The 13,321-nt window shown below is 67.2% G+C and carries 12 protein-coding genes; 1 reads left to right on the top strand and 11 read right to left on the bottom strand.

Going from position 1 to position 13,321, the window contains the following annotated elements; genetic code table 11:
- Window positions 1-70: 70 nt before the first annotated feature.
- A complete protein-coding gene (locus tag QM732_RS23030; protein WP_415658415.1) occupies window positions 71-1,039 on the top strand; it encodes a dienelactone hydrolase family protein in 969 nt (322 codons plus the stop codon).
- Window positions 1,040-1,046: 7 nt separating this feature from the next.
- On the opposite strand, the gene QM732_RS23025 is transcribed toward QM732_RS23030, so the two are convergent.
- The 11 genes from QM732_RS23025 to QM732_RS22975 are packed head-to-tail and all read right to left on the bottom strand — an operon-like array spanning window position 1,047 to window position 13,211.
- The gene (locus tag QM732_RS23025; RefSeq protein ID WP_415658414.1) at window positions 1,047-2,027 is read right to left on the bottom strand and encodes a LysR family transcriptional regulator; all 981 of its coding nucleotides are present in this window, start codon (window positions 2,025-2,027) and stop codon (window positions 1,047-1,049) included.
- A gap of 10 nt (window positions 2,028-2,037) precedes the next feature.
- Complete coding sequence (locus QM732_RS23020) at window positions 2,038-2,790, bottom strand: FadR/GntR family transcriptional regulator (protein WP_415658413.1); 753 nt, start codon at window positions 2,788-2,790, stop codon at window positions 2,038-2,040.
- A 29-nt stretch (window positions 2,791-2,819) separates the two neighbouring features.
- Window positions 2,820-4,715, bottom strand: a complete 1,896-nt coding sequence (locus QM732_RS23015) for a glycoside hydrolase family 97 catalytic domain-containing protein (protein ID WP_415658412.1) — start codon at window positions 4,713-4,715, stop codon at window positions 2,820-2,822.
- Between the two features lie 8 nt (window positions 4,716-4,723).
- Window positions 4,724-5,665 carry a family 43 glycosylhydrolase gene (locus tag QM732_RS23010; protein ID WP_415658411.1) on the bottom strand — a complete coding sequence of 314 codons (942 nt, stop codon included), beginning with the start codon at window positions 5,663-5,665 and terminating at the stop codon, window positions 4,724-4,726.
- Window positions 5,662-7,197 (bottom strand): alpha-N-arabinofuranosidase, encoded by a 1,536-nt coding sequence (locus QM732_RS23005; RefSeq protein ID WP_415658410.1) that lies wholly within the window; start codon window positions 7,195-7,197, stop codon window positions 5,662-5,664. The genes QM732_RS23010 and QM732_RS23005 overlap by 4 nt, the downstream gene beginning before the upstream one ends.
- Window positions 7,197-8,528 carry an extracellular solute-binding protein gene (locus QM732_RS23000; protein WP_415658409.1) on the bottom strand — a complete coding sequence of 444 codons (1,332 nt, stop codon included), beginning with the start codon at window positions 8,526-8,528 and terminating at the stop codon, window positions 7,197-7,199. The genes QM732_RS23005 and QM732_RS23000 overlap by 1 nt, the downstream gene beginning before the upstream one ends.
- Window positions 8,525-9,361 (bottom strand): carbohydrate ABC transporter permease, encoded by an 837-nt coding sequence (locus tag QM732_RS22995; RefSeq protein WP_415658408.1) that lies wholly within the window; start codon window positions 9,359-9,361, stop codon window positions 8,525-8,527. The genes QM732_RS23000 and QM732_RS22995 overlap by 4 nt, the downstream gene beginning before the upstream one ends.
- Window positions 9,358-10,245: a carbohydrate ABC transporter permease gene (locus QM732_RS22990; RefSeq protein WP_415658407.1), complete on the bottom strand. Its 888-nt coding sequence runs from the start codon at window positions 10,243-10,245 to the stop codon at window positions 9,358-9,360. Before QM732_RS22990 ends, QM732_RS22995 begins: the two co-directional genes overlap by 4 nt.
- Complete coding sequence (locus QM732_RS22985; protein ID WP_415658406.1) at window positions 10,242-11,333, bottom strand: ABC transporter ATP-binding protein; 1,092 nt, start codon at window positions 11,331-11,333, stop codon at window positions 10,242-10,244. The genes QM732_RS22990 and QM732_RS22985 overlap by 4 nt, the downstream gene beginning before the upstream one ends.
- 16 nt (window positions 11,334-11,349) lie before the next feature.
- A complete protein-coding gene (locus QM732_RS22980; protein WP_415658405.1) occupies window positions 11,350-12,282 on the bottom strand; it encodes an arabinan endo-1,5-alpha-L-arabinosidase in 933 nt (310 codons plus the stop codon).
- Entirely contained in the window at window positions 12,282-13,211 is a 930-nt protein-coding gene (locus tag QM732_RS22975) for a dihydrodipicolinate synthase family protein (RefSeq protein WP_415658404.1), read from the bottom strand. Before QM732_RS22975 ends, QM732_RS22980 begins: the two co-directional genes overlap by 1 nt.
- Window positions 13,212-13,321 lie beyond the last annotated feature (110 nt).

Raw genomic sequence — 13,321 nt, 5'->3', positions numbered from 1 at the left:
CGTTGGCGCCTGCACCGGATCGGCGGTTCTCCGGTGCCATCGGATCCACCCGACCGCGACGGAGATAAGCATGGCTTGGCAATGGTTGAAGTCGACAGGTCTGGCGGCGTGGGTCGCCGTCGCAACTTTGGCTGCGGTGCCAGCGTGGGCCGCGGGCGAAGTGGGCTTTGGTCCCGCGCCGCCCACGGACATCTCGTTCGTCCAGTTCCAGTCTCCCAACCTGGCATCTCCCGGCACGCCGTTGACGATCCAGGGAAAGTTGAGCGTGCCGCGGCATGGCGAGTGGGGGCATGGCCGCCGAAAGCTGCCGGCCGTGGTGATCCTGCACGGTTCGTCCGGCGTCGACGCGCGGGGCGATTTCTACGAGACGGCCCTCAACGCGGCCGGCATCGCCACCTTGCAGATCGATATGTGGCAGGCGCGCGGCATCACCAGTCCGAGCCAGCGGCCCGCCGCGCCCATCCTGACCTATCCCGATGCGTTCTCCGCCCTGGCCTTCCTCGCGCAGCAGCCAGGCATCGACGGGACGCGTGTCGGCGTGCTCGGCTTCTCATGGGGCGGCCTTGTCAGCCTCGGCACGGCCGAGCGCCTGTACGCCGGCCAGTTCGGCGGTGGCCTCACGTTCAAGGCCCATGTGGCGCACTACCCTGTCTGCTACGCGTGGAACAACACGGCGCTGCTGGCCGCAGTGCACAGCACGCCGGCTCAGTATGGCGTGCAATGGCTGGCCCTGACGGGTGCGCCTGTGCTGATCCAGGTTGGCACGAAGGACGACTACGACAACAGCAGCGCGCCGTGCGAGGCGCTGGCGCGTGCGGCCAATGCCAGCAACGGCGCCGTCGTCAGCGTGAACGCCTACTCCGGTGCCACACATGGCTGGGACCGTTTGATGGTGCCCGTGACGGTGACGGACCCGTTTGCCAACCAGGGCAGCTACTTCAGTACCGGCGTTGCGCCGACGGTGCGCTTCACGCCCGACGTCGATCAGGCCTACCAATCCCGCGAACGCGTCGTGCGGTTCTTTGCGAGGCGGCTGTAGCAGCGCTTCAGTACAGATCCCGTGCTGCCAGCCGCACCTCGTGCAGAAGCTGCCTCGCCCCTGGCGACATCAAGTGTCCTTCCCGCGTGATGATGCCGAACGCATCCATGTGGCAGGGCAGCTCGATGGGCAGGATGGCCAACACATTCAGCGACGCGTAGTAGCGTGCCACCTCCACCGGCATCACGTGCAGTGAGTCCGTCTGCTGCAGCAGCGCGGTAATGAGCAGCAGCGCTGTCGTGTCCACCGCGTTGCCCGGCGGCTCCAGCGCCGCGCGGCGGAACATGACCTCCCAGCGGTGGCGCAGCACGCTGCCGGGTGGCGGCAGGATCCAGGGCTGGTCGGCAAGATCGGCGAGCTTGAGGTTGTCGGCCTTCAGCAGGGGGTGGCCCACGCGGGCGACGGCGCAGGCGGGTTCGACCGTCAGCTCCTCGTAGTGCAGGCCTGAGGCGCCGTCTTCCTCGACGATGCGGCCGATCATGAAGTCGAGCTTGCCGCGCTGCAGCATGTCCAGCAGCACCTTGCTGCTCTCCATGTGTACGCCTATGCGCAGCCTGGGCGCCTGCAGCTTGATGCGCGAGATGGCGCGTGGCAGCAGGCCCATGGCCGGCGTCATGATGACGCCCACCTCGACCTGACCACTGAGGCCGTGCTTGAGCGCGACGATGTCGTCATGTGCAGCGGACAGGCTGGTGAGCGCCATCCGTGCGTGGCGGATCATGGTCTCGCCGTAGAGCGTGGGTTCCATGCCGCGCGGGTGGCGCTCGAAGAGCTTCACGTCCAGCATGTCCTCCAGGTCCTTGAGCTGCTTGGAGGCGGCTGGCTGCGTCATGCAGAGAACCTCGGCCGCGCGGTGTATGTTGCGCTCGTCGTCCAGCGCGATGAGCAGCAGCAGCTGGCGCGTCTTCAGGCGCGCGCGCAGGAACCAGTTGGGGTTGGGGCTGGCGTCTGTCAGCCCGCGGTCGTCATCGTCGTCGTCGCGGGCCATGGCAGCTTTCTTAAGCAAGGTTCACCCGGCCGTCGTTGGCCAGCACGTTGCTGAGGTCGTCCTCAGTCTCGTCCAACTGCACCAGCGTGGCCTGGCGGGCGCCCAGCGGGTCGCGGGCCTGCAGCGCGGTCAGGATGGCCTTGTGGCGCGGCAGCGAGAGTTCATGCGTGTTGGGCAGCTGGCTGGACAGGATGATGGATTCGCGCAACGCCAGCGACAGCATGTTGCCGATGTAGGCCAGCAAGTCGTTGCCCGTGGCCTCGGCGATGCGCCGGTGGAACAGCAGGTCGGGCTCCAGCAGCTCGGCCGTGGTCCTTGCGGCGGCCATGCCTTCGTAGGCGGTGGCGATGCCGGCGAGCTGTTCGTCGGTCGCAGCCTTGGCGGCCAGTGCGGCGGCGGCAGGTTCGAAGATCTGGCGCACCTCCAGCAGCGTCTGCACGAAGTCGCGCTGGGGCTGGGCCTGGATGAGCCAGTACAGCACGTCAGGGTCCAGTAGATGCCACTCGTTGCGCGGCCGCACGATGGCGCCGGCGCGCTGGCGCGACACGACCAGGCCCTTGGCGACCAGCACGCGCACGGCCTCGCGCAGCACCGGGCGGCTGATCTCGTAGCGCTCCAGCAGCTGGGCCTCCGGCGGCAGCTTGTCGCCGGGCTTGAGCTCGCCGCCGACGATGGATAGCCCGAGCTCGCTGACGATGCGGCCGTGCTGGCTCTTGCCCTCCGTCTGGGCGCTGTAGGTGGAATGGTCCGCGCGGGTTCTCATCAGCGGCAGGCTTTTCGGAAAAGCCCTCATTATCGAAATCGGGCGACGAAGCCCCCCCGGGGCGCCAGCGTGATGGTGGTTGCCGGTGCCGCGAGCCTGCCTTCGCTGAACTCGCGCTCACCGGCACCGTCGGTGATGAGCTGGCCTTGCCGGGCGCCCAGCCAGGCGAGGTCGAGCTTGATCTCGCGCGGCGTGTCGTCGGCGTTAAGACCGGCGACAAACCACTGCTTGCCGGCGCGGCGCGCCAGCACGACGAACTTGCCGGGCTCGCCGTCGATGAAGCGTACGTCGTCCCAATGCCGCGGCAGCTCGCGCAGGAAGGCTTTCACGTAGGCCGGCACGGTGGCCATGCCCTCGGGCGTCTCGGCGTAGTGCTGGATGCCGGACAGGAACAGCACGCTCTCGGCCAGCTCGAAGCCGTTGCGCGTGGCGCGCCGGATGTTGGGGATGTCATGGAACACCATGGGCGTGAAGTCCATGGGATCGAAGAGGTTGCGCGTGAATGGCAGCATGGCCGCGTGGCGCGCGACCTTGTCCTGGTCGTCCTGCGTGAAGGTGGCGAACTCGAAGCCCTTCACCGCCTCCACCGTCATCAGGTTGGGGTAGGTGCGGCTCCAGCCGCGCGGCAGCGTTGCGCCATGGAAGTTCAGCAGCAGGCCGGCGGCGGCCGCCTCCTTCAGCAGATCCACGTAGTAGGCCTGCACGGACGCACCGTCGCCCCCGAAGAAGTCCACCTTCAGGCCCTTGATGCCAATGGCCTTCACGCGAGCGAACTCCCTGGCGCGCGCCTCCTTGGTCAGCAGCGCGTCCTTGGGGCTGTACTCGGTGTCGTTCCAGGCGCCCGAGGAGTTGTACCAGGCGAGCAGGCCGACGTTCTTCGCCTTCGCGTAGCTGGCCAGCTCCTTCATCTTCGCGTCGCCGATCTTGCGGTCCCAGTCGGCGTCCACCAGCGTGTAGTTCCAGCCCATGTCGGCCGCATGGTCGATGAAGCGTTTCTGCACGTCGTAGACGGTGCCCTCATCCTTCAGGATGGCCCAGCTCCATGAGGCGTGGCCGGGCTGTAGCTTGGCCTTGTCGAACGCGACGGCGGGTGTAGCGAGGTCGGTGCCGATGGTCGACTCCATCACCGTCTTCAGCGGACCGATGGCCAGCACGCGCCAAGGCGTGGTCAGCGGCCCGTCCACAGTCGCCAGCAGATGGCCGTTGGTGTTGACTTCGCTCGCTTCCGGCAGGCCGATGCGGTAGGTGCCGCCGGTCGAATCGGCGGCCAGGCGCGATGCGTGGAAGCTGCCGTCCATGGCCGACTCGGTCAGCGCCACCCAGTTGGTGCCCGTGCGGAACAGCGCCGGGAAGACCCAGCCGGCATGAGATGGCGCCGCGGTGCCAACCGGGATGTCGGCCAGATAGTGTTCCTCGTAGGAGGGGTTGGTGCGCTTCCAGCCCGTCTTGGCGACGGACATGGGCTGCAGCCAGGCGCGCGCCTGGGGCGCGAAGGCGAAGCTGGTCAGCTCGTCCTTGAAGGACTTCCGGCCCGTGCCCGGCACCGAGTAGCGCAAGGCCACGCCGTCATTGGAGGCGCGCACCGTGAGCACCATGTGCTGGCCGGTCGCGTTCGCGACGGCAAAGCTCTGCTCGTTGGCTACATAGTCGATCTGGGTGCGCTTGCCGGCGGCCAGCGTGTAGCGCTCGCGGTGAACCTTGACCGGCGATGTCGAGGCCAGCTTCAGGCCGTTGGCGTAGTCGCCCTGCTCCAGCATCAGGCCCAGCCGAGAGGACAGGAGCACCGGCTGGCCGGCGCGCTGCACCGCGTAGACGAGCTGCTGCCGGTCGTTGACCGACACGGCGACCTGCAACTGCCCGTCGGGGCTGCTCAAGGCCTGGGCGAGGGCGGGTGCGACGAGCAGGAGCAGGGTAATGAAGCGCATGGTCGATCTCACAGCGAATAGGGGCCATCGGCCGCGGGCGTGCCGAAGTCTGGGAAGCCGTCCGCACGCCAGCCAAAGGCCTGCACGCGCGCATGGCGGTTGGGGTCGTTGAGCGGGTCGCCGACGATGTCGCGGTAGTTGCGCGCGTGATAGACCAGCAGGTCGGTCCGGCCGTCGGGTGTCGTCGTGAAGCTGTTGTGGCCGGGGCCGTACTGGCCGACCGTCTCGTCCGTTCGGAACACCGGCACGGACGACTTGCTCCAGCTCGCCGGGTCCAACAGTTCGGCGCCTTCGTCTGCCCACAGCAGGCCCATGCAGTAGTTTGCGTCGGTCGCGGCCGCCGAGTAGGCGATGAAGACGCGGCCGTTGCGCTTGAGCAGTGCGGGGCCTTCATTGACGCAAAAGCCGATGCGCTCCCAGGCCAGTTCGGGCCGCGTGATGATGACCGGCGCGGTCTTCAGGGTCCACGGGTTGGAGAGTTCGGCGAGGTAGAGGTTGCTTTCCGTCGGCGGGCTTTTCTGCGCCCAGCACAGATAGCGCCTGCCGCCGTGCTCGAATTGAGTGGCGTCCAGCGAAAAGCCTTCCTCGGGCGTCGTGATCTGGCCGCGCTCCACCCAGTCGTCGTGCAAGGGGTCGCCGCCGGCGCACTCGAGGACGTACATGCGCAGCTTCCAGATGTCGCCGCGCTCGGCCGCAGCGAAGTAGACGTACCAGCGACCATCGATGCGGTGCAGCTCAGGCGCCCACACATGCCAGCTCATCGGTCCGCTGTCGTGCTTGTGCCAGATGGTCTTGGGCGTGGCGGTGGCCAGACCCGCGATGCTGTCCGAGCTGCGGACCTCGATGGCGTCATAGCCGGGTACCGAGGCGGTGAACCAGTAGCGGCCGTCTACGAGCGTGATCTGCGGGTCGGCGCGCTGCTCGATGAGGGGGTTGTTCCAGCAGGTCATGGGCGCAGGACTTTCGTGACGATGATGTTCCACGAGGCAGGCTTGAGCCTCACATGCAGCTGCTCGCCGGCTATGGCGACGCCTTCCAGGGGTTGCGGTGCGACACGGTCGGGCGCGTCGGCGGTGTTGCTGGCGTTGAGGTCCGCCGAATGCAGCTCCTCGGCCAGCACCAGTTCTCGATCCATACCCAGGCCGCGCAGCGTGATGGACAGCTCCATCGGGTCGGTCAAATGGCGGTTCAGCAGGAACACCGCCGTCTGGTCCGTCGCCGCGTCGTGGACGACGCTGGCGCACAGATAGGGCAGCTCGCCATGCTTGGCGTTCGCATAGCCGGGCGACTTGACGACTGAGCGAAGCACGTCGCCATGCGCCCAGCGTGCGGCCTGGGCGAATGGGTGGAATATGGTCTGCCGCCAGGCCGGCCCGCCGGGCTCGGTCATGATGGGAGCGATGACGTTGCACAGCTGCGCCATGCACGCCACCTTCACGCGGTCCGCATGGTTTATGAACATCGTCAGCATGCCGCCGATGAGCAGCGCGTCCTCCGCTGTGTATATCTCTTCCAGCAGGCGCGGCGCCTCGGGCCAGCCCGCTTGCTTCAGGTGTTCGCCATGGCGGGCGCGATACCAGACATTCCACTCGTCGAAGGACAGCTTCAGGCGCTTCGTCGATCGTTTGCGCGTCGCCACCGCATCGGCAATTGCGACGGTGTCCTCGATGTAGCGGGCATTCGTCTCGATCTGAGCGAAGAAGCTTTCGGTGCTGGTGTCTGAACCCTGACCAGCTGGCGGCTTCACGAAATAGCTGTGCAGCGACAGGTAGTCCACGAACTCGAAGCAGTGCTCCAGCACGCGGTCTTCCCAGACGCCATAGGTCGGCATGTCGTAGGCCGACGAGCCGCAGGCCGCGAGCTCTATGCTCGGATCCACCCACCGCATCAGCTTGGCGGTCTCCTTGGCGATGCGGCCGTACTCGTCAGGCGTCTTCTGGCAGATCTGCCAGGGGCCATCCATCTCGTTGCCCAGGCACCAGAACTTGATGCCGAGCGGTTCCTGCGCGCCATGCGAACGGCGCAGGTCCGACAGCGCCGTGCCGCCAGGGTGGTTGCAGTACTCGAGATAGTGCCGGGCCTCGTCCGGCCCGCGCGTGCCGAGGTTGACGCCGAACATGGGCTCGATACCAACCTTGCGGCACCAGGCCATGAACTCGTGCGTGCCGACCTGGTTGGTCTCGGTAGAGAACCAGGCCAGGTCCAGCCGGCGCGGTCGCTGCTCTTTGGGCCCCACGCCGTCTTCCCAGTTGTAGCCCGACATGAAGTTGCCACCGGGGTAGCGCACGATGGTGGCGCCGAGCTCCTTCGTCAGCTCGGCCACGTCGCCACGAAAGCCATGCTCGTCGGCTGTCGGGTGGGCAGGCTCGTGGATGCCGTTGTAAACGCAGCGGCCCAGGTGCTCGACGAACACGCCGAACAGGCGGCGGTCCAGCGGCGCGAGAACGAAGTCGCGATCGACGATGAGCTTGGCTTCAAACATCAGCGGCGCGCCTTCTTCAGGGCTTTGTTGACACGCTTCTCGACGCTCTTCTGCACGTCTTCCACCGGCTTGCCGGAGATCATCACGTTGGCCACGTCCTCGCCGATCAGCAACTCGATGGCGCGCTGCGTCGGCACATTGCCCGGCATGCCGATGCCGGTCTGCGTAATCTCGGTCAACGCCTCGCGCATGGGCAAGGCGCGGAAGGCCGCGCTCTCGGCCACGGTCTTGCTGACGGGCAGATGGCCCGTGCGTGACCACTCGGCGGTGCGGTCCCAGACGAACTTCAGGAACTTGACGCTGGCTTCGTGCGCCTTGGCGTCCTTGGCGCCGCCCTTGAACAACGCCCATGAATGCCCATCGGCGAACACCGCGGGTTTCTCGTAGAGCTGCGGGAATGGCCTCACCGTGTATGCGCCCCTGAGCTTGGAGTCGGGCTTCTGCGACTCGCGCAGGAACTGGTCGATGGTCCAGGTGCCGACGACGACGACGCCTGCCTCACCATTCAGGAAGGCCTGGTTGGCCGCGGCGTAGTCGAGGTTGGGCCGCACATGCCCTTCGCGATAGAGCGTCTGCATCAGTGTCAGCGCATTCACGACAGCGGGCTGGTGCATGTCGATGGTCTTGCCGTCGTCGGAGAACAGCCGGGCGTTTTGCTGCGCCACCAGCGTCAGGAAGGTGCGGTCGTTGGCCGCCGTCTCGTTGGCCACGGCCCAGGCGAAATAGGGTTTGCCGGTGCGCTGCTTGAACTGACGCGCCTGCGCCAGCAGCTCCCCGGGCGAGCGCGGCAGCGTGGGCTGGCCATCGGCGCTCGCGAGGCCGGCCTTCCTCATCAGGCCGGTGTTGATGTGCCAGAGCCAGGCCCAGGTGTCGAAGGGCAGCGCATAGGTCTGGCCGTTGAACGACGTGCCGCGGCGTGCGTGTTCGGTGAAGTCGTCCACCGGCACGCCGACGCGCGCGAAGTCCTCGTCAAGTGGCAGCACGAGCTTGCGGCGCACGTAGTCGCCAAGGGCCGACTCGTGCATGACGGCGATGGTCGGGATGTCCTTGGCGACAAGGCGGGCGGTGAGCTGGTCGTAGTACGGTCCCCACTCGCCGATCTGCGTCTTCACGACGATGCCGTCGGTGTTGGTCGCGTTGAACTCGTTGACCAGCGCCGTGATGATGCCGCACTCGCCCACGCCTTGGGCAGCCTTCGCCACCTGGCCGTACTGCGCCTCGCAACTGCCGAAGAAGCGCATCAGCGTGATCTCGGTCTTGCCCGCGCCGTCCTTGCCCGCGCCGCAGGCGGCGAGAAGGACAGTGCAGATGAGAGCTGCCAGGCGCTTCATGACTTGCCCGTCCCCGCGACGGCCGTGACCAGGTGGCGCTGGAAGAAGAGATACAGCATCAGCGCTGGCAGCCCCGCGAACACGGCCTGCGCCATCAGGAATCCCAGCCCTTCCGACTGCGCGAAGTTGGTCTGCGTGGACGCAAGGCCCCGCGTCAGCGTGTACATGTCCGGCTGTGTCGCAATGACCAGTGGCCAAAGGTAGTCGTTCCAGCAGGCGAGGAAGGTGAAGATGCCAAGCGTGGCCTGGGCCGGCAGCGTCAGCGGCAGGATGATGGTCAAAAAGGTCTTGAAGCGCGACGCGTTGTCCAGCATCGCCGCCTCTTCCAGTTCGGCCGGGATGGCCTTGAAGTACTGCGTCATCAGGTAGACGCCGAAGGGCGCGGCCAAGCCCGGCAGCGCGAGGCCCGCAATGGTGTTCTGCAGGTTCCAGTCGGAGAACAGCCGGTGCAGCGGGATGAAGACGGACTGCGCCGGCACGGCCAGGCCGAACATGACAAGAGCGAACAGCCACTTGCGTCCCGGGAACTCGCAGCGCGCGAACCCATAGCCCGCCAGCGACGACAACACCAGCACTCCCACCGTCTGCAACAGAGCGACGAGGGCGCTGTTTCCCAGCCACCGGAACACCTGCGAGGTCTGCAGGATGTCCAGGTAGTTGGCCAGGGTGTAGGGTGGCGCGAGGAAGACGTCGGTGCGCGTCAGCAAGAACTCGTTGGGCTTGAAGGACAGCGCCAGCACCCACAGCAGCGGCGCCATCCAGGCCAGGGCCAACAGCGTCAGCGCCGCCAGGACGAAGCGGTCGAACCAACCGCGTCTCAGCAAGGGGTTCATCGCTGGCCTTTCTTGTCGCGTTCCAGCCAGAGCTGCGTCGACACGCCGACCAGCATGATGGCCAGCAGCACCTGCGACGCTGCCGTGGCGTAGCCCAGAGAGAGCTGCATGAAGGCCTGCTCGTAGATGAACTGCACGACGGAGCGCGTCGTGTTGTTGGGCCCGCCGTTGGTCATCAGCATGATCTGCGGGAAGACCTGGAACTGGCGGATCACCTCGATCAGCGCGACGAGGATGATGGCGCGCTTGAGGCAGGGCAGCGTGATGTGCGTCAGCACGCGCCAGCGTGGCGTGTTGTCCAGTGCGGCGGCTTCGTAGATGTCCGAGGGGATCTGCTGCAGAGCCGACAGGAACATGATCATCGGCAGGCCGATGATCCACCACACGGTCACAAGCGCCACGGTCAGCATCGCGAGGTTGTCACTGGTCAGCAGCGGCAGCTCCGGCAGGCCCATCGCGTGGAAGGCCTGCGCGACCAGGCCGCGTTCGGGCATCAGCGCGAGCTTCCAGACGAGGGTGATCAGCGTGACCGAAAAGACCGACGCGCAGAAGAAGGTGGCGCGCAGGAAGGTTGCAAGCCTGCCGGGGCGGTTGAGCGCCAGCGCCAGCATCAGCGACAACCCCACGAAGATCGGTGTGCTGATGGCGACGAAGCGGAGGGTGTTCCACACGACCTGGTGGAAGACCTCGTCTTCCCACAGCTCCCCGTAGTTGGCCAGGCCCACCCACAGGCTGTCGTCGGATAGCAGGTCGTGGTCGTGGAAACTGATCCACACGCCCTTGGCCAGTGGCCACAGCAGCAGCAGCAGGTAGATGGCCACGAAGGGCAGTACGAAGAGGGCGTAGGCCGGGCGCGAGGCGCGCAGCCCGACGGCGGCGCTCATGCCAGCGACTCCTGCGCGTGGTGGGCCAGGCCGTCCTCGTCGAAGAGGTGGGCCTCGGCCATATCCACGGTGATGGCAACGGGGGCACCCAGCCGGGGCGACGCGCCGGTCGGCACGGTGACGACGAGCGGGGTACCGCCGTCGAGCTTGAGGTGGGCCAGCGTGCGTTCGCCGAGGAACTCGACCAGCTCGACGCGGCCGCGCAGCGGCCCATGCTCGGCGATACGCAGGTTCTCCGGCCGGACGCCCAGCACCAGACCTTGTGCTGGCAGTCCCTGCGCCGGCACGCGCGTGGTGATGGCCTGGCCACCCGGGACCGTGACGACGGCGTGCCCGCGGTCGTCCGCGGCGCGCTCGACGGGCACGAAGCCCATGCCCGGCGTGCCGATGAAGCTCGCGACGAAGCGCGTGGATGGGCGGCGATACAGCTCGGCCGGCGTCGCGACCTGCTCGATGGCGCCATCCTTCATGACGACGATGCGCGTGGCGAGCGTCATCGCTTCGATCTGGTCGTGCGTGACGAACACCATCGTCGCGCCCAGGCGCTGGTGCAGCTGGGCCAGCTCCAGCCGCGTGCGGCCGCGCAGCGCGGCGTCGAGGTTGGACAGCGGCTCGTCGAACAGGAAGATGCCCGGCTCCTTCACCACCGCGCGGCCGATGGCCACGCGCTGGCGCTGTCCGCCGGAGAGCTGGCCCGGCTTGCGCTCCAGCAGCGTGTCCAGCTCCAGCATGCGGGCCGACTCGGTGATACGCCTGGCGATCTCGTCGGCCGGGATGCCGAGGTTCCTCAGCCCGAACGAGAGGTTGTCGCGCACCGTCATGTGCGGGTACAGCGCATAGTGCTGGAACACCATGGCCAGATTGCGCTGGCCCGGCGGTGCCGCGGTCACGTCGCGGTCGCCGATGAGGATGCGGCCACCGCTGACCTCCTCCAGCCCGGCGACCATGCGCAAGAGACTCGTCTTGCCGCAGCCCGAGGGGCCGAGGAAGACGACGAACTCGCCCTGCGCCACGTCCAGCGACAAGTCCGCGATGACCTGCACCGCGCCGTAGCGCTTGCAGACGTTCTCCAACTTCAAGCCAGCCACGGTGGGTGTCTCCGGTTCATTCTTCTTGGGGAATCACGGGCCAGCCTTCTGTGGACCAGCTCAGGCGCTTGATGCGCAGGTGCGGCTTGCCGCCGCGCTCGGTGTCGTAGGCGTGGTGCACGAGCCAGTCGCCGACGACGTCCTGGTGGCCCGGACCTTTCCAGCGCGTGCCGCCGGCCAGCAGCTTTGTTCCGCCCGCGTCCATCAGGGCCTTGCCGTCGCGGTCGAGATACGGCCCCGTCACGCTGCGCGCGCGGCCGACGCGGATGTTGTAGGTGCTCTCGGCGCCCTTGCAGCACAGGTCGTAGGACGCGAACAGGTAGACCCACTCGCCGTGCCGAACAATCGTCGGGGCCTCGATGCCGCCCTTGCGGCGGGCGATGAAGCGAGTCTCTCCGACGGGGCGCAGCGTCTCGGGGTCCAGCTCGGTCAGGCGCAGGCCGCCCCAGAACGAGCCGTAGCTCAGCCACAGCTTGCCGTCCGTGTCGACGAAGAGGTCGGGGTCGATGGCGTTGAAGTCGTCCTCGGCGCGGCTGAGCACGACGAGGCCGTCGTCACGCCACTCGCTGCCGTCCGGCTGGTCGCTGCTGACGAGGCCGATGGCCGAGCGGTTCTTGCCGAAGGTGGAGATGGAGTACAGCACCCAGACGCGGCCGCGATGCGTGAAGAGCTTGGGCGCCCACACGTCCACACCCTTGTGCTCGGGAACGGCCTCGGCCCACCAGGCAGGTGCCTGCGCAAAGACCGGCGAGAGCCGCTGCCAGGTCTTGCCGGCATCGGCCGACGACAGCCGCTGCAGGCCCTTGCCGGTCGTGAAGACGAACCAGCGGTCGCCCTGGATCAGTAGTGTCGGGTCGTGCGCACCGGGGTCGGCCTGCGGCTCGACGGCGTCCACGTGCGCGGCCAGCAGCAGCGCCAGCGTCGCCACCAGTGCCCACAGGGCACGCATCACTTGCCCCAGCGCAGGACCAGGGGGTCGAGTCGTTTGGCGGCGTCGAGCAGGCCGGCGCGCGTCTCAGGCGACATCTCGGGGAAGGGGTGGCGCGGCGCGTCGCTCTCGATGACGCCGCCGGCCTTCATCAGTGCCTTGGCGGTCAGGATGCCGCCCTGGCGGTTCTCGTAGTTGATCAGCGGCAGCCAGCGGCCGTACTCGACGACGGCGGTCTCACGGTCCCCGGCGTGGAAGGCATCGAAGATCTGGCGGATGCCGTCGGGGAAGGCGCCGCCCGTCATCGCGCCGGTAGCGCCGGCGTCCAGGTCAGCCAGCAGCGTGATGGCCTCCTCGCCATCCCAGGGGCCTTCGATGGCCGCGCCGCCAACGCGGATCAGCTCGCGCATCTTGGCGGCCGCCTGCGGCATCTCCAGCTTGAAGTACTTCACGTTGGCGATGTTGGTCGCCATGCGCGCAAGCAGCGGAACCGAAAGCGGCGTGCCAGCCACCGGGGCGTCCTGGATCATGATGGGGATGTTGATCGCGTCGGACAGGCGCTGGTAGAAGCCCTCGATCTGGCCTTCGGACACGCGGTACGTGGCGCCGTGGTACGGCGGCATCACCATCACCATCGCCGCACCCAGCTCCTGTGCGAGCCGGCTGCGCTCGATGCAGATTTGCGTGGAGTAGTGCGTGGTCGTCACGATGACGGGCACACGGCCGGCCACGTGACCCATGATGGCGCGGGTCAGCGTCTCGCGCTCGGCATCCGACAGCACGAACTGTTCGGAGAAGTTGGCGAGGATGCACAGTCCGTTGGAACCTGCGTCGATCATGAAATCGACGCAGCGAAGCTGGCCGGGCAGGTCCAGCGTGCCGTCGGCGTGGAAGATGGTTGGAACGACGGGGAAGACGCCGCGATAGGGTCGGATGGCGGAGGCGCTCATGGTGCGGTCCCTTGTCTCTGGGGAAGGTTGGATCCAGCGCCGCAGGCGGCGCGCGGCCGGCTGTTGCCGCCGGCTGCCCGAATTAAAGTATGACTATTTATCGATGATCA

Origin of the sequence: Roseateles sp. (genome assembly GCF_047654805.1) — a bacterium.
Taxonomy (GTDB): domain Bacteria; phylum Pseudomonadota; class Gammaproteobacteria; order Burkholderiales; family Burkholderiaceae_C; genus Pelomonas.
The sequence above is the reverse complement of the archived record's forward strand: the minus strand, read 5'-3'. Positions and strand labels throughout refer to the sequence as shown.

Excerpts from the sequence above, each read along its gene's own strand:
- QM732_RS23030 (WP_415658415.1), top strand. The coding sequence starts at position 71 with ATGGCTTGGCAATGGTTGAAGTCGACAGGTCTGGCGGCGTGGGTCGCC.
- QM732_RS23025 (WP_415658414.1), bottom strand. The coding sequence starts at position 2,027 with ATGGCCCGCGACGACGACGATGACGACCGCGGGCTGACAGACGCCAGC.
- QM732_RS23020 (WP_415658413.1), bottom strand. The coding sequence starts at position 2,790 with ATGAGAACCCGCGCGGACCATTCCACCTACAGCGCCCAGACGGAGGGC.
- QM732_RS23015 (WP_415658412.1), bottom strand. The coding sequence starts at position 4,715 with ATGCGCTTCATTACCCTGCTCCTGCTCGTCGCACCCGCCCTCGCCCAG.
- QM732_RS23010 (WP_415658411.1), bottom strand. The coding sequence starts at position 5,665 with ATGACCTGCTGGAACAACCCCCTCATCGAGCAGCGCGCCGACCCGCAG.
- QM732_RS23005 (WP_415658410.1), bottom strand. The coding sequence starts at position 7,197 with ATGTTTGAAGCCAAGCTCATCGTCGATCGCGACTTCGTTCTCGCGCCG.
- QM732_RS23000 (WP_415658409.1), bottom strand. The coding sequence starts at position 8,528 with ATGAAGCGCCTGGCAGCTCTCATCTGCACTGTCCTTCTCGCCGCCTGC.
- QM732_RS22995 (WP_415658408.1), bottom strand. The coding sequence starts at position 9,361 with ATGAACCCCTTGCTGAGACGCGGTTGGTTCGACCGCTTCGTCCTGGCG.
- QM732_RS22990 (WP_415658407.1), bottom strand. The coding sequence starts at position 10,245 with ATGAGCGCCGCCGTCGGGCTGCGCGCCTCGCGCCCGGCCTACGCCCTC.
- QM732_RS22980 (WP_415658405.1), bottom strand. The coding sequence starts at position 12,282 with ATGCGTGCCCTGTGGGCACTGGTGGCGACGCTGGCGCTGCTGCTGGCC.
- QM732_RS22975 (WP_415658404.1), bottom strand. The coding sequence starts at position 13,211 with ATGAGCGCCTCCGCCATCCGACCCTATCGCGGCGTCTTCCCCGTCGTT.